Annotated in this window: 17 protein-coding genes and 1 riboswitch; of the genes, 13 read left to right on the top strand and 4 right to left on the bottom strand. The window is 70.6% G+C overall.

Going from position 1 to position 21,521, the window contains the following annotated elements; all coding sequences use genetic code 11:
- The first annotated feature begins 112 nt into the window (after positions 1 to 112).
- Positions 113 to 1,267, top strand: coding sequence for a citrate synthase/methylcitrate synthase (locus ABT367_RS13640; protein ID WP_352252825.1), 1,155 nt, complete (start codon positions 113 to 115; stop codon positions 1,265 to 1,267).
- A 239-nt stretch (positions 1,268 to 1,506) separates the two neighbouring features.
- Here ABT367_RS13640 and ABT367_RS13635 read toward each other — a convergent pair whose 3' ends face one another.
- Both ABT367_RS13635 and ABT367_RS13630 read right to left on the bottom strand, forming a co-directional pair.
- Complete coding sequence (locus ABT367_RS13635; protein WP_352252875.1) at positions 1,507 to 1,743, bottom strand: hypothetical protein; 237 nt, start codon at positions 1,741 to 1,743, stop codon at positions 1,507 to 1,509.
- Positions 1,744 to 1,949: 206 nt separating this feature from the next.
- Entirely contained in the window at positions 1,950 to 2,501 is a 552-nt protein-coding gene (locus tag ABT367_RS13630) for a DUF6082 family protein (RefSeq protein WP_352252823.1), read from the bottom strand.
- Between the two features lie 328 nt (positions 2,502 to 2,829).
- Between ABT367_RS13630 and ABT367_RS13625 the strand changes: the two genes are divergently transcribed.
- On the top strand, positions 2,830 to 4,008 hold the full coding sequence (locus ABT367_RS13625; RefSeq protein ID WP_434975459.1) for a CobW family GTP-binding protein: 1,179 nt from the start codon (positions 2,830 to 2,832) through the stop codon (positions 4,006 to 4,008).
- A gap of 25 nt (positions 4,009 to 4,033) precedes the next feature.
- On the opposite strand, the gene ABT367_RS13620 is transcribed toward ABT367_RS13625, so the two are convergent.
- On the bottom strand, positions 4,034 to 6,487 hold the full coding sequence (locus tag ABT367_RS13620) for a DNA gyrase/topoisomerase IV subunit A (protein WP_352252819.1): 2,454 nt from the start codon (positions 6,485 to 6,487) through the stop codon (positions 4,034 to 4,036).
- A gap of 213 nt (positions 6,488 to 6,700) precedes the next feature.
- On the opposite strand from ABT367_RS13620, the gene ABT367_RS13615 reads away from it, so the two are divergent.
- From ABT367_RS13615 to ABT367_RS13600, 4 genes are all read left to right on the top strand, one after another.
- Positions 6,701 to 8,050: a M16 family metallopeptidase gene (locus tag ABT367_RS13615; RefSeq protein ID WP_352252818.1), complete on the top strand. Its 1,350-nt coding sequence runs from the start codon at positions 6,701 to 6,703 to the stop codon at positions 8,048 to 8,050.
- 14 nt (positions 8,051 to 8,064) lie between these two features.
- Positions 8,065 to 9,432, top strand: coding sequence for a M16 family metallopeptidase (locus ABT367_RS13610; RefSeq protein WP_434975461.1), 1,368 nt, complete (start codon positions 8,065 to 8,067; stop codon positions 9,430 to 9,432).
- Positions 9,433 to 9,682: 250 nt separating this feature from the next.
- Positions 9,683 to 9,841, top strand: a riboswitch (cyclic di-AMP (ydaO/yuaA leader).
- A 14-nt stretch (positions 9,842 to 9,855) separates the two neighbouring features.
- Entirely contained in the window at positions 9,856 to 10,626 is a 771-nt protein-coding gene (locus ABT367_RS13605) for a M23 family metallopeptidase (protein ID WP_352252813.1), read from the top strand.
- 189 nt (positions 10,627 to 10,815) lie between these two features.
- Positions 10,816 to 11,502: a GntR family transcriptional regulator gene (locus tag ABT367_RS13600; protein ID WP_352252811.1), complete on the top strand. Its 687-nt coding sequence runs from the start codon at positions 10,816 to 10,818 to the stop codon at positions 11,500 to 11,502.
- A gap of 186 nt (positions 11,503 to 11,688) precedes the next feature.
- Here the strand turns inward: ABT367_RS13600 and ABT367_RS13595 are convergent, their stop codons facing one another.
- The gene (locus ABT367_RS13595; RefSeq protein WP_073492738.1) at positions 11,689 to 11,970 is read right to left on the bottom strand and encodes an HPr family phosphocarrier protein; all 282 of its coding nucleotides are present in this window, start codon (positions 11,968 to 11,970) and stop codon (positions 11,689 to 11,691) included.
- Between the two features lie 193 nt (positions 11,971 to 12,163).
- On the opposite strand from ABT367_RS13595, the gene ABT367_RS13590 reads away from it, so the two are divergent.
- From ABT367_RS13590 to ABT367_RS13560, 7 genes are all read left to right on the top strand, one after another.
- Positions 12,164 to 15,130, top strand: a complete 2,967-nt coding sequence (locus tag ABT367_RS13590; RefSeq protein WP_352252809.1) for a bifunctional acetate--CoA ligase family protein/GNAT family N-acetyltransferase — start codon at positions 12,164 to 12,166, stop codon at positions 15,128 to 15,130.
- A gap of 75 nt (positions 15,131 to 15,205) precedes the next feature.
- Positions 15,206 to 15,793 carry a DUF5998 family protein gene (locus tag ABT367_RS13585; protein WP_352252807.1) on the top strand — a complete coding sequence of 196 codons (588 nt, stop codon included), beginning with the start codon at positions 15,206 to 15,208 and terminating at the stop codon, positions 15,791 to 15,793.
- Positions 15,793 to 16,986 (top strand): alkaline phosphatase family protein, encoded by a 1,194-nt coding sequence (locus ABT367_RS13580; protein ID WP_352252805.1) that lies wholly within the window; start codon positions 15,793 to 15,795, stop codon positions 16,984 to 16,986. The genes ABT367_RS13585 and ABT367_RS13580 overlap by 1 nt, the downstream gene beginning before the upstream one ends.
- 59 nt (positions 16,987 to 17,045) lie before the next feature.
- The gene (locus ABT367_RS13575; protein ID WP_352252803.1) at positions 17,046 to 17,696 is read left to right on the top strand and encodes a thymidine kinase; all 651 of its coding nucleotides are present in this window, start codon (positions 17,046 to 17,048) and stop codon (positions 17,694 to 17,696) included.
- 367 nt (positions 17,697 to 18,063) lie between these two features.
- Positions 18,064 to 19,245, top strand: a complete 1,182-nt coding sequence (locus tag ABT367_RS13570) for an FAD-dependent monooxygenase (protein WP_352252800.1) — start codon at positions 18,064 to 18,066, stop codon at positions 19,243 to 19,245.
- Positions 19,245 to 20,834, top strand: coding sequence for a hypothetical protein (locus ABT367_RS13565; protein WP_352252798.1), 1,590 nt, complete (start codon positions 19,245 to 19,247; stop codon positions 20,832 to 20,834). Before ABT367_RS13570 ends, ABT367_RS13565 begins: the two co-directional genes overlap by 1 nt.
- A 22-nt stretch (positions 20,835 to 20,856) precedes the next feature.
- Positions 20,857 to 21,489: a thymidine kinase gene (locus ABT367_RS13560; protein WP_352252796.1), complete on the top strand. Its 633-nt coding sequence runs from the start codon at positions 20,857 to 20,859 to the stop codon at positions 21,487 to 21,489.
- The last annotated feature ends 32 nt before the right edge of the window (positions 21,490 to 21,521 follow it).

Below are 21,521 nucleotides of genomic sequence, written 5' to 3'. Positions count from 1 at the left end.
TCTCGGTGTATTGATTCAATCAATATTGACAGTGATGAAGTCAAGGATAGACAGTCAAATCAAGTTGAGGCAGAGGTCGAAGCAGAGTTGAAGGCGTGAGGGGAGCAGGACGATGGCGCAAGGTCTGATCGGTGAGGTTCCGCGCGGGCTTGCCGGGGTGGTCGTCACGGACACCGCACTCGGGGACGTACGAGGCCGCGAGGGCTTCTACCACTACCGCCAGTACTCGGCCGTGGAGCTCGCGGAGCGCCGCGGCTTCGAGGACGTATGGCATCTGATGGTGCACGGCGAACTGCCGGACGCCGCACAGCTCCAGGCCTTCACCGAGCGGACGGCGGCCCTGCGCGCCCTGCCCGACGAAGTGCGCGCGGCCCTCCCCGCGATCGCCCGCGCCTCGGCCCTGTCGGGCCCGCTGGCCGGCCTGCGCTCGGCGCTCTCGCTCTTCGGCGCGGCCAAGGGCTTCCGGCCGGTGTACGACATCTCCCCGCAGCAGCGGCTCGCGGACACGCTCGCCGCGAGTGCCGTCGTACCGACCCTGCTGACCGCGCTGCACCGGCTTGCGCAGGGACTCGGGCCGATCGAGCCGCGTACGGACCTCTCCTATGCGGCCAACTACCTCTACATGCAGACCGGTTCGGAGCCGGATGCGTCGCATACCAGGGCGATCGAGCGCTACTTGATCTCGACGATCGACCATGGATTCAATGCGTCAACCTTCACGGCCCGTGTCATCACCTCCACCGGAGCGGATGCGGCGGCCTGTCTGGTCGGCGCGGTCGGTGCGCTCTCGGGGCCGCTGCACGGGGGTGCGCCGAGCCGGGCTCTGGACACCCTGGACGCGATCGGTACGCCGGACCGTATCGACCCCTGGATCAGGGAGCGGGTTCTGGCCGGCGACCGGATCATGGGTTTCGGCCACCCCGTGTACCGCACGGAGGACCCGCGCTCGCGCATGCTGCGGGGCATCGCCCGGGAATTCGGCGGTCCTCTGGTCGAGTTCGCGATCGAGGTGGAGCGTCAGGTGGAGGCGATCCTGGCGGAGCTGAAGCCGGGCCGCGAGCTGCACACCAATGTCGAGTTCTACGCGGGTGTGGTCATGGAGCTGTGCGGCCTGCCGCGCGAGATGTTCACGCCCACGTTCGCGGCGGCCCGGGTGGTGGGCTGGAGCGCCAACATCCTGGAGCAGGCCCAGGATTCAAAGATCATCCGCCCTGCGGCGAGGTATGTGGGGGCGGAGCCGCCCGTCCAGGTGCCGGTGCTCGGCTGACGTCGCGTGCCTCCGCTGACGCCGAGTGCCTCCGCTGACGCCGAGTGCCTCGGCTGACGTCGCGTGCCTCCGCTGACGCCGAGTGCCTCGGCTGACGTCGCGTGCCTCGGCTGACGTCGCGTACCTCGTCTGAAGTGCCTGCGTACACAGGCGAAGGCCCGGTATTCAACGCTCGGGGAGCGAATACCGGGCCTGGGGGAACGGGGAGCGAGGGGATAAGGGCCTGACTGTCGGGGCGGTCAGGCTTCGGGGATATCACTCTTCGCCCTTAGTAGGGTTTCGCGTGTGATCACCACGATCCGCTCATGAGCGCCGCGCGACGCGTCCGCCGGCAGGTTGCCTTCGAGGAGGTCGGTACGGTCGGTACCGATGATCGCGAATGAGCCGTCCGACAACTCGAAGATGTCGGGGCAGTTGCTGCCGCTGAGGCTTCCGCGCTGTGCAGGAGACGCGCCGATACGGCGGCGAACAGACAAGGGATCAGGAGTCACTGCAGTTTCATACGGGACACAGGTCTCCGGATCAAACACGCGGCAGCTCCGTAGCGCTTACTTCAGGCCAATAGCGGACCTGGCTGACGTGGACTTGCGTGGCTTGAACCTTGTGGCCAGGGAACCTTGCCCGGAGAAGTTGGCCGAGATCAGGCCGCTCGTGGAGGTGAACTCTCGCGAACCCCCTCCGCTCAGACCGCCGGCCTGCCCACGACCCACCACTCGTCCGACTCGGACTCGTCCAACTGCTCCGCCAGCTCGTCCACCTCGCGCCCCATCCGGGCCTCGTCGGAGTCGTCGAGCGTGAGGCGCTGCTTGCGGGTGGCGTCCCAGTACTCGCGGAAGACCGGGTTCTGCAGCATCCCGCGCACATAGCCGAGGAAACCCTCTTTGGTGATCGTCTCGATTCTCCAGGCGAGCAGCGCGTTGGTGTACATGGCATTGGCGACGAGGTACTGCCGGCGCCGCTCGGCACTGGCCTCGCCCTCGTGCAGATCGAACACGGCGGCGAGCGAGGGATCCCGCAGAACCTTCTCCAGAAGGTCCAGCTGGAGTTGCTGCTGAGCGATCAGCCGGGCATGGCGATGCTGACTGCGCAGATGGTCGAGCAGCTCGCGCTGCTGGCTGATCAGCTCCCGCTGCTGGTCGAGCAGTTCGCGCTGCAGCTGCGGGTTCAGCTTCCGCGGGTGCATCGCGGCGAGAGCGGCACTGCCGGCCGCGATTCCCCCCAGGGTGACCGACAACAGCCGGAGGACCCCAGACTTCCGTGTGGCCATGTCAACCCTCGATTCAGGCGACCGTCCGCCGGCCGTCGGGTGCGGGGCGACAGGGGAGCGGGACCGGCGAGCGGTGGGCGGTGCGCTTGCCACCCCCCAGGGTGCCGAGCGGCTCTGGTCGGCGGGAGGGCGGAGAGGACGGCGCACAGTCGCGTACTGATGTCGTGACATGCGCCGTGCAGTTTCATTGCCCCGCATGGGGTGCGAACAATCGTTTACTTCGGGCAAAAGTCTGCACTCAGTGCCGGATGTACCGGCTCACAGGGCCCCGAGTGCCTCGAGTGAGGCCCTGCCTATGCTGTTCCGGTTCGAACCGTCGCCGTACGAAAGGCGCAGCGTGACCGAGCGGCAGAATCCGGAGGCCGGGCGGCAGATTCCCGTGGTCGTCCTCGCCGGTTTTCTCGGGGCAGGAAAGACAACCCTGCTCAATCACCTCCTGCGCGGCAGCGGCGGCACCCGCGTCGGCGTTGTCGTGAATGACTTCGGGGCGATCGAGATCGACGCCATGTCCGTGTCCGGACAGGCCGGTTCCACCGTCTCGCTGGGCAACGGCTGTCTGTGCTGTGCCGTCGACGGCAGTGAACTCGATACGTATCTGGAGAAGCTCACCCACCCGTCGGTGGGACTCGACGTCATCGTGATCGAGGCCAGCGGGCTCGCCGAACCGCAGGAGCTGGTGCGGATGCTGCTCGCCAGCGAGAACCCGTACGTGGTGTACGGCGGACTCGTCGAGGTGGTCGACGCCGCCGAGTTCGAGGACACGAGGGAGCGGCATCCGGAGCTCGAGCGGCATCTGGCGCTGGCCGACTTGATCGTGCTCAACAAGGTTGACCGGATCAATGCCGAGGCGCGCGGGCGCCTGCGGGGTGCTCTGGCCGCGACCGGTGCGACGGCCGCGGTCGTCGAGGCCTCGTACGGCCGGATCGATCCGGAGCTGCTCTTCGAGCGGCGGCCGAGTGCGGAGCGCGTCGGGCAACTGTCCTTCGACGACGTACGGGAGGAGGCCGAGGGGCACGCGCACTCTGAGGCAGACCGTGGCGGGCACCTGCACGCAGGCTACGAGACCGTCTCCTTCACGGCTCGGATCCCGATGAGCCCACGGCGGCTGCTCGACTTCCTCGACGTACGGCCCGTCGGTCTGTACCGCATCAAGGGGTTCGTCGACTTCGGGGCGCACGATCCGCACAACCGTTACGCCCTGCACGCGGTCGGCCGATTTCTGCGGTTCACACCCGAACCGTGGGGCACGGGTGAGGAACGGGGGACCCAACTCGTCCTGATCGGGGCCGGGATCGATGCGGCCGGCCTCGAGGCCGGACTAGGGCGCTGCGCCGACGACGTACCGCAGGATGTCCGGCCCGAGGCGATGTGGGGCGTGCTGCGTTTCGTACGGCGGGACGGCGCGGAAGAGGCCGAGCACACCACGGAAGACGAGGGGCCGAACGACGAAGGGCCGGACCCGGCTGACGCCTGAGTCCGGCCCCCCGTGCGGTCGTCGGCTAGACCAGTCCGGAAACCGCGGCCACCGGCTTGCCCAGCGAGATGCCCGAGCCGTCGCGGCGCGGGTCGAGCTCCGGGAGCTCGGCCGGAGTGCCGTTGCGCTGGGCCGCCTTCGCCGGCACCGGGCCCGCCCAGGCGAAGGACAGGCAGTCCTCGCCCTTGAGGAAGCGCTGCGCCCGGACGCCGCCCGTGGCACGGCCCTTGCGCGGATACAGGTCGAACGGGGTGGCCTTGGCCGTCGTCTGGACCGAGTCGTCAAGCGTGCCGCGCGAGCCCGCGATGGTGAACACCACCGCGTCCGCCGCCGGGTCGACCGCCGTGAACGCGATGACCTTCGCGCCGTCCGCCAGCTTGATGCCGGCCATGCCGCCGGCCGGCCGGCCCTGCGGACGGACCTGTGCGGCCTGGTAGCGAAGGAGCTGGGCGTCGTCCGTGATGAAGACCAAGTCCTCCTCGCCGGTGCGCAGTTCGCACGCTCCGACGATCTTGTCGCCGTCCTTCAGGGTGATGACCTCGAGCTCGTCCTTGTTGGACGGATAGTCCGGGACGACGCGCTTGACCACGCCCTGCTCCGTACCCAGCGCCAGGCCCGGCGAGGACTCGTCGAGCGTCATCAGACAGATCAGGCTCTCGTCGTCCTCCATGGAGAGGAACTCCGAAATCGGCGCACCGCCCGAGAGGTTGGGCGCCGAGGCCGTGTCCGGCAGCTGGGGCAGATCGATGACCTGGAGCCGCAGCAGCCGGCCCGAGGAGAGCACCGCGCCCACCTCGCCGCGCTGGGTCGCCGGCACCGAGGAGACGATCACGTCGTGCTTGACCCGCTTGGCGTCGGCGTCGAAGGAGACCTCGCCATTGGCCGTACGGGCAAGGAGGCCCGTCGATGACAGCAGCACCCGGCAGGGGTCGTCCGCGACCTCGAGCGGGACCGCGGAGGCGGGGGCGCCCGCCGACTCCAGGAGCACGGTGCGGCGGTCGGTGCCGAACTTCTTGGCCACCGCGGCCAGTTCGGCCGAGACCAGCTTGCGCAGCTCGGCGTCCGAGTCGAGGATCGCGGTCAGCTCGGCGATCTCGGCCTTCAGGCGGTCGCGCTCCGACTCCAGCTCGATGCGGTCGAACTTGGTGAGGCGGCGCAGCGGGGTGTCGAGGATGTACTGCGTCTGCACCTCGCTCAGCGAGAAGTGCTCCATCAGGCGCTCCTTGGCCTGCGCGGAGTTCTCGCTGGAGCGGATCAGACGGATGACCTCGTCGATGTCGAGCAGGGCGACGAGCAGGCCCTCGACCAGGTGGAGCCGGTCCTGCTTCTTGGTGCGGCGGAACTCGCTGCGGCGCCGTACGACCTCGAAGCGGTGGTCGAGGTAGACCTCGAGGAGCTCCTTTAGGCCGAGCGTGAGGGGCTGGCCGTCCACGAGCGCCACATTGTTGATGCCGAAGGACTCCTCCATCGGCGTCAGCTTGTAGAGCTGCTCGAGAACGGCTTCGGGGACGAAACCGTTCTTGATCTCGATGACCAGACGCAGCCCGTGCGCGCGGTCGGTGAGGTCCTTGACGTCGGCGATGCCCTGCAGCTTCTTCGAGCCGACCAGGTCCTTGATCTTGGAGATCACCTTCTCGGGGCCCACGGTGAACGGCAGTTCGGTGACGACGATGCCCTTGCGGCGTGCCGTCACGGTCTCGACCGTGGTCGTGGCGCGGATCTTGAAGGTGCCGCGGCCGCTCTCGTACGCGTCCTTGATGCCGGCGAGCCCGACGATCCGGCCGCCCGTGGGCAGGTCGGGACCGGGGACGAAGCGCATCAGCGTCTCGAGGTCGGCGCCCGGGTGCTTGATCAGGTGGCGGGCCGCGGCGATGACCTCGCCGAGGTTGTGCGGCGGCATGTTGGTGGCCATGCCCACCGCGATGCCGGACGCGCCGTTGACCAGCAGGTTCGGGTACGCGGCCGGGAGGGCGACCGGCTCCTGCTCCTGCCCGTCGTAGTTGGGCGTGAAGTCCACCGTGTTCTCGTCGATGGACTCGGTCATCAGCGAGGTGGCGTCGGCCATCCGGCACTCGGTGTACCGCATCGCGGCCGGCGGGTCGTCATTGCCGAGCGAACCGAAGTTGCCGTGGCCGTCGACCAGCGGCAGGCGCATGGAGAAGGGCTGCGCCATGCGCACGAGCGCGTCATAGATCGACGCGTCGCCATGGGGGTGCAACTTACCCATGACCTCGCCGACGACGCGGGCGCACTTCACGTATCCGCGGTCGGGGCGCAGCCCCATCTCGTTCATCTGGTAGACGATCCGGCGGTGCACCGGCTTCATGCCGTCGCGGGCGTCCGGCAGGGCGCGCGAGTAGATGACCGAGTACGCGTACTCGAGGAAGGAGCCCTGCATCTCGTCGACGACGTCGATGTCGAGGATCCTCTCCTCGAAGTCGTCCGGCGGTGGCGGGGTCTTCGTAGTGCGGCGGGCCATCGCTGCTGCGGCTCCTTCACCTACATGTGCGGTTCTCTGACGCGGACCATTGTGGACCGCGCCACTGACAACGCGGACGTCGACCCGGCCACAGCCACCCGACGCGATCGCTCAGAGCGGAGCGGGAGCGGGAACTTACCCGGATGTCCGCGCGCTTGCATACAGTGACAGAACTCATCGCCCGTACGTATTCCCCGCAATCGAAGGGACCACATGCCCATGGGTCACACGGCCACCGCCGAGGCCGGCTCCGGCGGCCTGACAGCGACCGAGCACCGGCTGGCCAACGGCCTGCGCGTCGTGCTCTCCGAGGACCACCTGACCCCTGTTGCGGCGGTTTGCCTCTGGTACGACGTCGGTTCACGCCACGAGGTCAAGGGCCGCACGGGCCTCGCCCATCTCTTCGAGCACCTGATGTTCCAGGGCTCGGGCCAGGTCAAGGGCAACGGGCACTTCGAACTGGTGCAGGGCGCGGGCGGTTCGCTCAACGGCACGACCAGCTTCGAGCGCACCAACTACTTCGAGACCATGCCCGCCCACCAGCTGGAGCTGGCGCTCTGGCTGGAGGCCGACCGCATGGGCTCGCTGCTCGTGGCCCTCGACGACGAGTCGATGGAGAACCAGCGCGATGTGGTGAAGAACGAGCGGCGCCAGCGCTACGACAACGTTCCTTACGGCACGGCGTTCGAGAAGCTGACCGCCCTGTCGTACCCCGAGGGCCACCCGTACCACCACACGCCCATCGGTTCGATGGCCGACCTGGACGCGGCCACGCTCGAGGACGCGCGGAACTTCTTCCGTACGTACTACGCGCCGAACAACGCGGTGCTCTCGGTCGTCGGCGACATCGACCCCGAGCAGACGCTCGCCTGGATCGAGAAGTACTTCGGCTCGATCCCGTCCCACGACGGCAAGCAGCCGCCGCGCGACGGTGCGCTGCCCGAGATCCACGGCGGGCAGAAGCGCGAGGTGATCGAGGAGGAGGTGCCGGCCCGCGCGCTGATGGCCGCCTACCGGCTGCCGCACGACGGCACCCGCGAGTGCGACGCCGCCGACCTGGCCCTGACCGTGCTCGGCGGCGGTGAGTCCTCGCGGCTCTACAACCGTCTCGTACGGCGTGACCAGACCGCGGTCGCCGCGGGGTTCGGTCTCCTTCGCCTGGCCGGAGCGCCCTCGCTCGGCTGGCTCGACGTGAAGACCTCCGGCGATGTCGAGGTGCCGGTCATCGAATCCGCCGTCGACGAGGAGCTCGCGCGGTTCGCCGCCGAGGGCCCGACGGCTGAGGAAATGGAGCGCGCCCAGGCCCAGTTGGAGCGCGAGTGGCTGGACCGGCTCGGCACCGTCGCGGGCCGCGCCGACGAACTGTGCCGCTATGCGGTCCTGTTCGGCGACCCGCAGCTCGCCCTCACCGCCGTCGACCGTGTCCTGTCGGTCACGGCCGAGGAGGTCCAGGCCGTGGCCAAGGCCCGCCTTCGCCCGGACAACAGGGCGGTGCTCGTGTACGAGCCCGTGCACGCCGACGCCGACGCCAGTGACGTAGAGGAAGAGGAGGCGGGGCAGTGACCGAGCTCTCCACCATGGAATTCCACCCGCAGCCGCAGGCCGGCGAGGCCAAGCCGTGGGCGTTCCCCGCGCCCGAGCGCGGGGTGCTGCCCAACGGTCTCACCGTGCTGCGCTGCGACCGCCCCGGCCAGCAGGTCGTCGCCGTCGAGATCTTCCTCGCCGCGCCGCTCGACGCCGAGCCGGAGGGCCTGGACGGGGTCGCGACCATCATGGCGCGCGCGTTGTCCGAGGGCACCGACAAGCTGAGCGCCGAGGAGTTCGCGGCCGAACTGGAGCGCTGCGGCGCCACGTTGGACGCGCACGCCGATCACCCGGGCGTCCGGGTCTCGCTCGAAGTCCCCGTCTCCCGGCTGCCGAAGGCGCTCGGACTGATCGCCGACGCCCTGCGCGCCCCGGCGTTCGCGGACAGCGAGGTCAGCCGCGTCGTACGCAACCGCCTCGACGAGATCCCGCACGAGCTGGCCAACCCGGCCCGCCGCGCCGCCAAGGAGCTCTACAAGGAGCTGTTCCCGGCCACCGCGCGCATGTCGCGTCCGCGCCAGGGCACCGAGGAGACGGTCGGCCGCATCGACGCCGAGGCCGTGCGGAAGTTCTACGAGGCGTGGGTGCGTCCCGCCACCGCCACCGCCGTGATCGTGGGCGACCTCTCCGCCACCGACCTCGACGCGCTGCTCGCCGAGACCCTCGGCCAGTGGACGGGCACGCCGGGACAGGCGCGCCCCGTGCCGCCGGTCACCGCCGACGACACCGGCCGCGTGGTCATCGTCGACCGGCCCGGCGCCATCCAGACACAGCTGCTCATCGGACGCATCGGCCCGGACCGGCACGACCGCGTGTGGCCGGCCCAGGTGCTCGGCACGTACTGCCTGGGCGGGACTCTGACGTCCCGTCTGGACCGCGTGCTGCGCGAGGAGAAGGGCTATACGTACGGCGTACGGGCCTTCGGGCAGGTGCTGCGCTCTGCGCCGGACGGTTCGGGCGCGGCGATGCTGGCCATCAACGGCTCGGTGGACACGCCGAATACGGGCCCCGCGCTCGAAGACCTGTGGCAGGTGCTGCGCACGCTCGCCGCAGAAGGCCTGACCGACGCCGAGCGCGAGACGGCCGTGCAGAACCTCGTGGGTGTGGCGCCGCTGCGTTACGAGACCGCGGCAGCCGTCGCCAACACGCTTGCCGACCAGGTCGAGCAGCACCTCCCGGACGATTTCCAGGCGCAGTTGTACCGGATGCTCGCCGAGACCGGCACGGTGGAGGCGACGGCCGCGGTCGTCAGCGCGTTCCCGATGGACCACCTCGTGACGGTGCTCGTGGGCGACGCGGCCGCGATCGCGGAGCCGGTGAAGGCGCTCGGTATCGGTGAAGTGACGGTTGTCACGGGCTGAGTGAAGAGGCGTCCTCGGCTAAGTGACGGTTGTCACGGGCCAGTCGGGAGCGCTGCGGACGACAGGGACTCCGGAGATCTCCGGGGTCCCTGTTCTCTTGAGTTATGCCTTTATGTCCGAATTGGTACGGAGGTTGAGGGTCTGCCCTGTGGCATGCGCTACAAAAGGCCCATTCCGTTTGTTGATTGAAAGATGTCCCGCTTAGCGTCGGTCCGGCTGTTCGTCCGCTGTACGCCGCATCCGCGGCAACGAACAGTCATCGCCGAGTCCCCGTCAGGCGCGAGCCTGGGGAGCCGGGGACCCACACGCAGTCCCTGGGGTGAATCGGACAGCCGCCCGGCGGCCGTCCGTAGGAGACCTTCCTGCTCCGAACCCGTCAGCTAACCCGGTAGGCGAGAAGGAAGGAAAGGACACCGCCGCTCCATGGCTTTCTCCCGTGCCACCGGGAAGCACCGTCGTCCCAGCGCGCTCACCCGCAAGACGGCGAGCATCGCGGGCGTCGCCGCCCTCACCACCACCGGCGTGATCGGCTCGCTCGGCTCCACCGCCTACGCCGCGGACGCCAAGTCCACAGTCGAGGACACCGGCCTCACCAAGGCTGTCTCCATCGGTGACACCCTCACCGAGCGGATCGACGCCCAGGCCGAGGCCCAGCAGGAGGAGGCCGAGAAGGCCGCCGCCGAGGCCAAGGCCGAGGCGGAAGCCAAGGCGAAGGCCGAGGCCAGGGCCAAGGAGGAGCGCGAGGCCAAGGAGCGTGCCGCCCGCGAGGCCGAGCGCAAGCGCCTCAACTCCTTCACCACGCCGATCTCCGGCTCCTACGTCTCCACCGGCTACAAGGCCGGCGGCGCCGTCTGGTCCTCCGGCAGCCACACCGGCGTCGACTTCCACGCCGCCTCCGGCACCTCGGTGCGCTCGGTCGGCATGGGCACCGTCGTCGAGGCCGGCTGGGGCGGCGCGTACGGCAACAACATCGTGATCAAGATGAACGACGGCACGTACACCCAGTACGGCCACCTCTCGTCCATCGGCGTCTCGGTCGGCCAGCAGGTCACCCCCGGCCAGCAGATAGGCATCTCGGGCGCGACCGGCAACGTCACCGGACCGCACCTCCACTTCGAGGCCCGCACCAGCCCCGACTACGGCTCGGACATCGACCCCGTCGCGTATCTGCGCGCGCACGGCGTCAGCATCTGACATACGGCGCACGCAGTCGCACCGAAGGCCCCGGCATCCGCCGGGGCCTTCGCCTTTTGTCCGCAGGGCCCAACTCGGGCCGAAATGCAACCCCATGAATTCCCGCCACTCTTCCGGGAATTGAGGGAGCCTGCAATAGAGTCGCTGACAGTTGAGTAACTTGTGGGCAGCAAAGGCGGTGGTTCGATCATGCGCATTCCCGCGCAGTCGGTATGCACGGCCATCCGGGACGACATCGTCTCCGGGGTCTTCGAGCGCGGCAGCCGGCTCACCGAGGAGGTGCTCGCGCGCCGCTACGGAGTCTCCAGGGTCCCCGTCCGCGAAGCCCTGCGCACCCTCGAGGCCGAGGGCTTCGTCGTCACCCGCCGGCATGCGGGCGCCCATGTCGCCGAGCCCACCGCGCAGGAGGCGGCGGATCTCCTCGAAGTCCGGATGCTGCTCGAACCCCTGGGCGCCGCACGCGCCGCGCAGCGCCGCACCGAGGCGCACCTCAAGGTGCTTCGCGGCCTGGTGAGACTGGGGCAGGAGCGGGCCAGACGCGGGCAGAGCGAGGATCTGCGCAGCCTCGGCGGCTGGTTCCACGAGACGCTCGCGCAAGCCTCGGGCAGCCCCGGTCTGATCACCCTGCTCACGCAGCTGCGCCATAAGATCGCCTGGATGTACGCGGTGGAGTCACCGGAGCGGCCCGCCGAATCCTGGGCCGAACACGGCGCGATCGTCGACGCGGTGGCCCGCGGCGACGCCGAACGCGCCCGTCTGCTCACCGCCCAGCACACCGAACGCGCCACCCGCGCCCACCGGTTGCGCGGCCAGCCCCCGACGGCGCGTGTGAGCGGTTCGCAACATCGCGTAAACATGGCGGGCGGCCGGGCTTAACACATGGGCCGTATACAAAGAGGTAATTCCGCGGGGGGCTTCTTTTGTGTGCCCGCTCGATCGGCCGCGCTTTATTCAAGGCGCGGTCGAATGCGGAAATTCGCGCACGCTGGGGGAGCGGTGCGCGGAAACGACTGAGCCGCCATCACCGATTCGGTGATGGCGGCTCAGCGCTGAAGAAAAAAATCAGACCGTCTCGGGGAGCTCCTCGAGGCCCTCGGCGACCAGCTTCGCCAGGCGGTCGAGCGCGGCGTCCGCACCCTCGGCCTCGGAAGCCAGCACGATCTCCTCGCCGCCCTGGGCACCCAGACCGAGCACCGCGAGCATCGAGGCCGCGTTGACGGGGTTGCCGCCGGCCTTGGCGATCGTCACGGGGACGCCGGCGGCCGTGGCCGCACGGACGAAGATGGAGGCGGGACGGGCGTGGAGGCCCTCGGCCCAACCGACGTTGACGCGGCGCTCAGCCATGTGATGCTGCCCTTCAGATTTCACTCAAGCCTTGTCTAGACCAGTCTCTCATGCTGCGGTGGATGGTCCTGCAGGCCAAAGGTCCGCAGCCCGTCCGACCTAGGGCCTGGCGCCCGCGGTCACCCGGCCCGCTGGCCGAGGTCTTCCTAGACTGCAACGCTCCCGCCGGGCGCGCGACCCGTACCCTGGCCCCATGCAGCAGCCGCCGGAGCCGATGCCGCAACAGCCCGCCGCTCAGGATGCGCAGCAGACGTATCCCGCGCACTGGGAGGCGGACATCGTGCTGCGCGACGGCGGCACCGCCCGGATCAGGCCCATCACCACCGAGGACGCCGGACGCCTGGTCAGCTTCTACGAGCAGGTCTCGGACGAGTCGAAGTACTACCGCTTCTTCGCGCCCTACCCGCGCCTGTCCGACAAGGACGTGCACCGCTTCACCCACCACGACTACGTGGACCGGGTGGGCCTCGCGGTCACCGTGGGCGGCGAGTTCATCGCCACGGTGCGCTACGACCGGATCGACGAGAACGGGCGGCCCGCGTCCGGGGACGCGGACGAGGCCGAGGTCGCCTTCCTCGTGCAGGACGCCCACCAGGGCCGGGGAGTCGCCTCCGCGCTGCTCGAACACATCGGGGCCGTGGCCCGCGAGCGCGGCATCCGGCGGTTCGCGGCCGAGGTGCTGCCCAACAACAACAAGATGATCAAGGTCTTCAGGGACGCCGGATACACCCAGAAGCGCAGCTTCGAGGACGGTGTCGTCCGCCTGGAGTTCGACCTGGAACCGACCGAGGCCTCGCTCGCCGTGCAGCGCGCCCGCGAACAGCGCGCCGAGGCCCGCTCGGTGCAGCGGCTGCTCGCGCCCGCCTCCGTCGCGGTGATCGGGGCGGGGCGGCAGCCCGGCGGCGTCGGACGGACCGTGCTGCAGAGCCTGGTCCGGGGCGGTTTCACCGGCCGGCTGTACGCGGTGAACCCGGCGGCGTCCGGCTCGCTGGACGAGGTGCCCGCGGTCGCCTCCGTACGGGACATCGAGGAACCGGTCGACCTCGCCGTGATCGCCGTGCCGGTCGCGCAGGTGCCCGCCGTCGTCGCCGAATGCGGTGACAAGGGCGTACGGGGACTCGTGGTCCTGTCCGCGGGATACGCCGAGTCCGGGCCCGAAGGGCGCGAGCGGCAGCGGGAGTTGGTGCGCCAGGCCCGTTCGTACGGCATGCGCCTGATCGGCCCGAACGCCTTCGGCGTCCTCAACACCGCACCCGACGTCAGACTCAACGCCTCGCTCGCCCCCGAGCTGCCCGCCCAGGGACGGATCGGGCTCTTCACCCAGTCGGGTGGCATCGGCATCGCGCTGCTCGCGGGACTGCACCGGCGCGGCGCCGGACTCTCGTCGTTCGTCAGCGCCGGGAACCGGTCGGACCTGTCGGGCAACGACGTGCTGCAGTACTGGTACGACGACCCGCGCACCGACGTCGTCCTGATGTACCTGGAGTCGATCGGCAACCCCCGGAAGTTCACCCGCCTCGCGCGCCGCACCGCGCTGGCCAAGCCGCTGGTCGTGGTGCAGGGCGCGCGGCACGGCGGGGTCGCGCCGGCGGGGCATGCGGTGCCGGGCACCCGGCTGCCGCACGCCACGGTCTCGGCGCTCCTGCGCCAGGCCGGGGTGATCCGGGTCGACACGGTCACCGAGCTGGTCGATGTCGGCCTGCTGCTCGCGGGGCAGCCGCTGCCGGCCGGGCCGCGCGTGGGGATCCTGGGCAACTCGGAGTCCCTGGGGCTCCTCACGTACGACGCCTGCCTGGCCCAGGGCCTGCGGCCGCAGCGCCCGATCGACCTGACGACCTCGGCCACGCCCGCGGACTTCCGGGCCGCGCTGTCGCGCGCGCTCGCGGACGACGGGTGCGACGCCGTGGTCATCACGGCGATTCCCTGGGTACGGGAGGGGCGCGACAAAGCCGCCGACCGCGAGGCGCTCGCGGCGGCCGTGCGCGAGACCGTGGCCGCGGGTCCGGCGAAACCGGTGGTGGTCGTGGCGGTGGAGCTGGGCGGTCTCGCGGAGGCGCTGTCGGCGGCGACCAGGACGGCGCCGGGGCGTTCCGGCGGCCTCGGCGCGGTGGCCGGGAGCAGTGAGACAGCGGTGGCCGGGATCAGTGAGACACCGGTGGCCGGGGCCGGTGACGCACCGGTGGCCGGAACCGGCGGTCCCGGACAGCCGCCGTCCGCGAGCCCGGGGCCCGCCGGCCAGGTGTCGCCCCCGGGCGCCGAGGCCTCCGCGTCACCGCGGCCCGCGCCCCCCTTGGCCATCCCCACCTACCCCGCCGCCGAGCGCGCCGCCCGTGCCCTCGGCGAGGCCTGGGTCTACGCGCAGTGGCGGCGGGAGGCCGCCGAGCCCGGCAAGGTCCCCGAGCTCGAGCGGATCGACGAGCAGGCGGCCGACGAGCGGATCGAGGCGGCCGGCCGCGGGCGCACCGACGATGGGGGCTTCGAGCTGAGCGGCCCCGAGGCGGAGGCGCTGCTCGCCGACTACGGCATCGAAGTGACCGGGTCCAGGCCCGCGTGGGACGAGAGCGCCACCGTCGAGGCGGCCGCGCTCATGGGCTACCCCGTGGCGCTCAAGGCCACCGCGCCGCATCTGCGCCACCGCCCCGACCTCGGCTCCGTACGCCTCGATCTCGCGAGCGAGGAGCAACTGCGGGCCGCGCACGCCGAGTTGACCGGTCTGTTCGGCAAGGGCGAGGAGGCGCGGCTCGTCGTCCAGCCGATGGTGCCCAGGGGAGTGGACACGGTCGTACGGGCCTCACTGGATCCCGGCGTCGGAGCGGTGCTCTCCTTCGGTCTCGCCGGCGCGCCCTCCCAGCTGCTCGGCGACACCGCCCACCGGCTGATCCCGGTCACGGACCGTGACGCCGCCGCGCTGATCCGGTCGATCCGTACGGCACCGCTGCTGTTCGGCTGGCGTGGCTCGGATCCCGTGGACACGGCGGCCCTGGAGGAGCTCCTGCTGCGGTTGTCCCGCCTGTTCGACGATCACCCGCAGGTGGTGGCCGTGGATCTGGAGCCGGTGGTCGTCGCGCACCGGGGCGCCCACGTCCTGAGCGCCCGGGTCCGGCTGGCGCCGCCGCCGGTGCGGGATGATCTGGGGCCGCGGACGCTGCCCGCGTACTGACGGTCCGCGTACGGCACCGGACGGGGCTGACATAGCCGGTCACCCCTGTCACCTCACCCCCGTAGGATGGGCCCCATGGCGAAGACCGGTACGACGACCCAGGGGCTGCGCGCGGCGATCGAGCGCAGCGGCTACTACCCGGCCCTTGTGGCCGAGGCGGTGGAGGCCGCCGTCGGTGGGGAGCCGATCGTGTCGTACCTCGTGCACCAGGAGACCACCTTCGATGCCAACGAGGTGCGCCGCCATGTCACGGTCCTCGTCCTGACCGGCACCCGTTTCATCGTCAGCCACACCGACGAGCAGGCCGCCGACTCCAGCTCCCCGACGCCGTACGCCACGACGTCCACGGAGTCCGTGAAGCTCGGCCGTATCTCGTCCGTGGTCGTCAGCCGCGTCGTCGCGAACCCGGAGAAGTACCAGCCGGGCACCCTGCCCCGCGAGGTCCTTCTGACCATCGGCTGGGGCGCCGTCTCCCGTATCGACCTGGAGCCCGCCGCCTGCGGCGACTCCAACTGCGAGGCGGACCACGGCTACACGGGCAGCTCCACGGCCGACGACCTGAGCCTTCGGGTCAGCGAGGCCGGTGACGGCCCCGAGACCGTGCGCCAGACCCTGGCCTTCGCGCAGGCGCTGTCCGAGGCGACCGCGGCCACGCAGCGCTGATGGCCGAGCCCGCCTGGCCGGACCCGGAGATCCTCCCGGTCGAGAGCGCCCCTGTTCCCGCGTACGGCAGCGGTTCGCTGGCCGATCTGCTGCCGACCCTGGCCGCCGGTATGGAGGTCCCCGGATTCGAGCCGCGGATCGCCGAGCTCGAGCCCGCCGACCGCAACTGCGTCTTCCTCATCGACGGCCTCGGCTGGGAGCAGCTGCTCGCGCACCCCGACGAGGCGCCGTATCTCAGCAGCCTGATCGCGAGCTCGCGCGGCGGCTCCGGCCGCCCGATCACCGTCGGCTTCCCGGCGACGACCGCGACCTCGCTCGCCTCGGTCGGCACCGGCCTGCCGCCCTGCAACCACGGCCTCCCCGGCTATACGGCACGCAACCCGGACACCGGCGAGCTGATGAACCAGCTGCGCTGGACGCCGTGGACCTCCCCGGCCGCCTGGCAGCCGTATCCGACGGTCTTCCAGCTCGCCGACCGGGCCGGTGTGCACACCGCGCAGGTTTCGGCGCCGCACTTCCAGAACACCCCGCTGACCAAGATCGCACTGAGCGGCGGCACCTTCCACGGCCGGCTCTCCGGCGAGGACCGCATGGACCTCGCGGCCGAGCAACTCGCCGCCGGTGACCGCTCGTTGGTCTACACGTACTACGCCGAGGTCGACGGCAAGGGCCACCGCTACGGAGTGGACTCCGACGCCTGGCGCGGCCAGCTGATGTATGTCGACCGGCTCGTCCAGCGCCTCGCCGAGCAGCTTCCGCCGCGCAGCGCCCTGTACGTCACCGCCGACCACGGCATGCTCGACGTCCCCTTCGACGACGAGCACCGCATCGACTTCGACCACGACTGGGAGCTGCGCGCCGGCGTCGCCCTGCTCGGCGGCGAGGGCCGCGCCCGCCATGTCTACGCCGTGCCCGGTGCGCAGTCCGACGTCCTCGCCTGCTGGCGCGAGGTGCTCGGCGAGCAGTTCTGGGTCGCCTCACGCGACGAGGCCCTGGCGGCCGGCTGGTTCGGCCCGCCGGGCGCGTACGACCCACGCGTCTACGACCGCCTGGGCGATGTCGTCGCCGCGGCCCGCGACGACGTCCTGATCATCGCGACGGAACGCGAGCCGAAGGAGTCCCTGATGACGGGCAACCACGGTTCGATGACACCCGTCGAGCAGCTGGTCCCGCTGCTGCAAGTCCGAACCTGAGGCTCCGCCCCGCCTCCTTCCTCCCCGTGACCCCGTATTCGAAAGGCGCTCAACCTCCCATGCCCGAGCTGGTGTTCTTCTCCGGAACGATGGACTGCGGAAAGAGCACACTCGCGCTCCAACTGGTGCATAACAGATCAAACCGAGGCCTTAAGGGCGTCATTTTCACGCGGGACGACCGTGCGGGTGAGGGCAAGATTTCCTCGCGTCTGGGTCTGGTGAGTGACGCGGTGGAGGCCGGCCCGGGGTTCGATCCGTATGCGTACGTCGTGGGCGAGCTGTCCAGTGGCGGCAAGGTCGACTACGTGATCGTGGATGAGGCTCAGTTCCTGGCGCCGGAGCAGATCGATCAACTGGCACGGATCGTTGATGATTTGGAGCTGGACGTCTTCGCGTTCGGGATCACTACGGATTTCCGTACGAAGCTGTTCCCGGGTTCGCAGCGGTTGATCGAGCTGGCGGACCGTGTAGAGACGTTGCAGGTCGAGGCGATGTGCTGGTGCGGGGCTCGGGCCACGCACAATGCGCGGACGGTCGGCGGGGAAATGGTGGTCGACGGTGAGCAGGTCGTGGTGGGGGACGTGAACCGGCCTGCGGCGGATGTCGGTTACGAAGTGCTGTGCCGACGGCACCACCGCAGGCGGATGACGAGCGCTTCCGCGCAGGCCGGGGCGCTGTCGCCGGATGTGCTGCCGGTTTCCGCCGGTTGAGCAATGACGCAGGTGCTGAGTGCGATCGGCCGGCGCTCCGGTCCGCGCAGGCAGGTCCGCGCGCAGAATCCGATCCAGGCCCGGATCGAGCCGGAGGCTGTTATCGCGCTTGGCGGGCCGGTGGAGTTCGTCGGTGAAGGCGGCACCGCTGTAGCAGTGCAGACGGGTGTCCTGCGCGGCGGATCCGCGCGGCCTGCCCCGAATCCGGAGGTGGGCCGGCCCGCTCCGCGGTGCGTTGACAGGTTTCTGTCGACATGTTGCTATAGGGCGCTGCTCGGCCGGGCCTGCCTTGCGTCGCGGCTCGTGCGGGCATCGGATCGATGGCCGCTGGATCGGGGCGGCGCCCCCGAACACAGAGCGAGGAACCATGTCGCAGCGCGCGGCGACCATCGTCGGCGGTGGGATCGGCGGCCTCGCGGCGGCCCTCGCCCTTCATCGTCGCGGCTGGCACGTCGAAGTCCTTGAGCAGGCCCCTGAGTTCGCCGAGGTCGGCGCCGGTATCTCACTGTGGCCGAACGCGCTGCACGCGCTGGAGTCACTTGGCCTGGCCGACGCCGTCAGGGCGCTGGGCGCGGTTGAGGCCACGGGAGGCGTACGCGACCTTCGGGGCCGCTGGCTGTCGCGTACGGACAACGCGGAGCTGGTGCGCCGGTTCGGCCAACCCCTGGTGGTCCTGCACCGCGCGGACCTGTTGCGGGTCCTCGCCCAGGAGTTGCCCGCGGGCAGCCTGCGGGCCGGCCACGAGGTGTCGGCGGTCCATGACAGCGGCCACGACCTGGTCGTGGAGCACAGCGGGGGTAAGTCGCGGCCCGACTTGGTGGTCGGCGCCGACGGGCTGCGCAGTGCGGTGCGTGGTGCCCTGTGGCCGGACGCGGCCGGTCCCCGGTACGCCGGTTACACGGCCTGGCGCATGGTGACCGACCCGCTCACCCAGCCGCCCGCGCAGGGCGCGGCGACCTGGGGCCGCGGAGCCAGGTTCGGCTACACGGCGCTGCCGGACGGGCGGATGTACTGCTTCGCGACAGCCTCACTCCCGGCGGGCGCAGCCTCAGATGCGTCCGAGTACGCCGAACTGCTGCGCCGGTTCGGCTCCTGGCCCGACCCCATCCCCGCGCTGCTTGCCGCCGTCCCTGGGGACGCGGTGCTCCGGCACGATCTGTACGACCTGCCGCCGCTGGCTTCCTTTGTCCGCGGCCGGGTGGCGCTGCTCGGCGATGCGGCCCATGCCATGACCCCCAATCTGGGCCAGGGCGCCTGCCAGGCGCTGGAAGATGCGGTGACCCTCGCCCACTGCCTCGACACCACCTCCGGCGTGGCCGACGCACTGTGCTCGTACGACCGGTTGCGACGCCGAAGGACCCGGGCCATCACCCGCCGTTCGGCCCGGCTCGGCGCGGTCGGTCAGTTGTCCTGGCCGCCCGCGGTGCTGCTGCGCGACACCGCCGCCCGGCTGATGCCCATGCGGGCGACGCTGCGTTCCATGGCGCCGGTGCTCGGCTGGACCGCGCCCGATGACCGGGCGAGTGCCACACAGAGCAAGGACCACTGATGCCGGACTGGACCTATCACCCGTTGCGCGGCGCGGCCGCCGCCGCCCTCGGGCAGCGCCGCTCCCAGCGCACCGCGCTGCGGCTGCTGGCCGCCATCGGCTCCCGCCCCGCCGGGGCACGGCTGATCGCCCGAGGGTTCGGTCACCGCCATCCGCATCGCCGGCTCGCCGGTGAGATCGCCGGCGTGCCCGTGGCCGTCCGGCTCGGCCTCTCCGTTCCGCCCTCGCTCGCTCAGCAAGCGGTGCGCGCCATGCCCCCGCTCGGGGCCGGTTTCATCGAGGTGGCGCCGGTCGGTGCGGACGATGCCGAGACCGTACGGCAGGCCGCCGCCGGCGGTACGATTCCGCTGGTCGTCCGCGCAGACGACCCGGAGACCGAGGCCGCCCTGAAGCCGTACGTCGACGGCTTCACCGGTGGCGAGGACCGGCACGTGGCTCGGGTCGGGGACCCGTCGGTCACCGCCGCGGCCGGCGCACTCGAGGATCCGGCTGCCGTCGTCATAGCCCGGCCCGGGGTGCTGGTCGCGGCCGGACCCGGCTGGTTCGCCCGTGTCACCGAGGCGGCCACGCCCACCGCCCCCGCCCCGGCGCTGCGTGACATCGGCCGCGATCCGCGCCGCTGGCCCACCTGGTGCTGGGCGCTGCTCGTCGGGCTCGGCATGGTGGGCGCCGGCCTCGGCGCCGCGGTGATCACCCTGGGCCCGGTGCTGCTCTGGTACGACGTCGACTACCTCGGCATGACGCTGCACGACCTGCACGGTGCCAACCACCACCTCGTGCACTTCCTCCAGCACGACCGGATCACCATGGCCGGCACCATGGTGGCGACCGGCGCCCTCTACACCGGCCTCGCGGTGGGCGGAATCAGACGCGGTTGGCCCTGGGCCCGCGAGGCGTATCTGATCTCCGGGGTGATCGGCTTCCCCACCTTGTTCTACTTCCTGGCCACCGGCTTCGTGGAACCCCTGCACACGGCCACCGCGCTCGTCCTGTTTCCCATGTTCGTGGCCGCGGTCCGCCGGCCCCTACCCGCACCGCGGTGGCGACTGGCGCCCGAGGGGCCGGAGCCGGAGCGCCGCCGCGCGCTCGTCGGCCAACTGCTGCTGATCATCACGGGAGCGGGGCTGTTCGCCGGCGGAGCGGTCATCTCGGTGGTCGGTCTGACCGGTGTGTTCGTGCCGACCGACCTGACCTTCCTGGGCACCAGCACACAGATGCTGGAAGCGGTGAACCCCCGCCTGGTGTCGTTCGTCGCCCACGACCGCGCAGGCTTCGGCGGCGCACTGATGGCCGCAGGCGCAGCGATCATGCTGCTCAGCGCGTGGGGCTGGCGGCGCGGTGAGGCGTGGGTGTTCTGGACCCTGGCCGTGGCGGCCGCCACCGGCTTCCTGCCGGCGGTCGTGGTGCACGGCACGATCCACTACACCGACTTCGTCCACCTCGCGCCGGTCTACCTGGGCATCGCCATCACCGCCACCGGCCTGCTGCTCGCACGCCCCTACCTGTGCGCCAAGACGCCGGAGCGACCCACTGACGGGACGCTGCCGAGTGGTGCCCCATCGCGTGGTGCAGCCGACCACGGCTCCTGATGACGCGGGAGTCTGCCGGGGCATGCCGGGAAATGGTGGATGCTCCAGCAAAAGCACCCTCGCTCTCCAGATCGGCCACAACCGCTCGGCACGCGGCCTGCAGGGCATGATCTTCACGCGGGACGACCGCGCGGGCGAGGGCAAGCTCTCCTCGCGGCTCGGCCTGGTCACGGACGCGGTCGAGGCCGGCGTGGACATGGACCTCTACGCGTATGTGGTGGACGAGCTGTCGCGCGGCGGCCGGGTCGACTACGTGATCGTGGACGAGGCGCAGTTCCTGGCGCCGGACCAGATCGACCAACTGGCGCGGATCGTGGACGACTTGGAGCTGGACGTCTTCGCGTTCGGCATCACGACGGACTTCCGCACGAAGCTGTTCCCGGGCTCGCAGCGGCTGATCGAGCTGGCCGATCGCATAGAGACACTGCAGGTCGAGGCGATGTGCTGGTGCGGGGCGCGGGCCACGCACAATGCGCGGACCGTCGGCGGCGAGATGGTCGTCGACGGTGCGCAGGTCGTGGTCGGCGATGTGAACCGGTCGGCCGAGGAGGTCGGCTACGAGGTGCTGTGCCGCCGCCACCGGCGGCGGATGACGGCGGCGGCGGCACGGGCGGGGGCGTTGTCGCCGGATGTGCTGCCGGTGGGCACGGCCTGAGGCGACGGCCGCGTCGCACAGGGCTTCGGCCC

Source organism: Streptomyces mesophilus, assembly GCF_040300965.1.
GTDB classification, from domain to species: domain Bacteria; phylum Actinomycetota; class Actinomycetes; order Streptomycetales; family Streptomycetaceae; genus Streptomyces; species Streptomyces mesophilus_A.
This window is presented reverse-complemented; position numbering and strand designations above follow the sequence as displayed.

Coding starts and splice junctions, on each gene's coding strand:
- ABT367_RS13605 (WP_352252813.1), top strand. CDS start 9,856: ATGGCTTTCTCCCGTGCCACCGGGAAGCACCGTCGTCCCAGCGCGCTC.
- ABT367_RS13585 (WP_352252807.1), top strand. CDS start 15,206: ATGGCGAAGACCGGTACGACGACCCAGGGGCTGCGCGCGGCGATCGAG.
- ABT367_RS13620 (WP_352252819.1), bottom strand. CDS start 6,487: ATGGCCCGCCGCACTACGAAGACCCCGCCACCGCCGGACGACTTCGAG.
- ABT367_RS13590 (WP_352252809.1), top strand. CDS start 12,164: ATGCAGCAGCCGCCGGAGCCGATGCCGCAACAGCCCGCCGCTCAGGAT.
- ABT367_RS13580 (WP_352252805.1), top strand. CDS start 15,793: ATGGCCGAGCCCGCCTGGCCGGACCCGGAGATCCTCCCGGTCGAGAGC.
- ABT367_RS13560 (WP_352252796.1), top strand. CDS start 20,857: ATGCCGGGAAATGGTGGATGCTCCAGCAAAAGCACCCTCGCTCTCCAG.
- ABT367_RS13570 (WP_352252800.1), top strand. CDS start 18,064: ATGTCGCAGCGCGCGGCGACCATCGTCGGCGGTGGGATCGGCGGCCTC.
- ABT367_RS13565 (WP_352252798.1), top strand. CDS start 19,245: ATGCCGGACTGGACCTATCACCCGTTGCGCGGCGCGGCCGCCGCCGCC.
- ABT367_RS13575 (WP_352252803.1), top strand. CDS start 17,046: ATGCCCGAGCTGGTGTTCTTCTCCGGAACGATGGACTGCGGAAAGAGC.
- ABT367_RS13625 (WP_434975459.1), top strand. CDS start 2,830: ATGCTGTTCCGGTTCGAACCGTCGCCGTACGAAAGGCGCAGCGTGACC.
- ABT367_RS13610 (WP_434975461.1), top strand. CDS start 8,065: ATGGAATTCCACCCGCAGCCGCAGGCCGGCGAGGCCAAGCCGTGGGCG.
- ABT367_RS13640 (WP_352252825.1), top strand. CDS start 113: ATGGCGCAAGGTCTGATCGGTGAGGTTCCGCGCGGGCTTGCCGGGGTG.
- ABT367_RS13595 (WP_073492738.1), bottom strand. CDS start 11,970: ATGGCTGAGCGCCGCGTCAACGTCGGTTGGGCCGAGGGCCTCCACGCC.
- ABT367_RS13600 (WP_352252811.1), top strand. CDS start 10,816: ATGCGCATTCCCGCGCAGTCGGTATGCACGGCCATCCGGGACGACATC.
- ABT367_RS13615 (WP_352252818.1), top strand. CDS start 6,701: ATGCCCATGGGTCACACGGCCACCGCCGAGGCCGGCTCCGGCGGCCTG.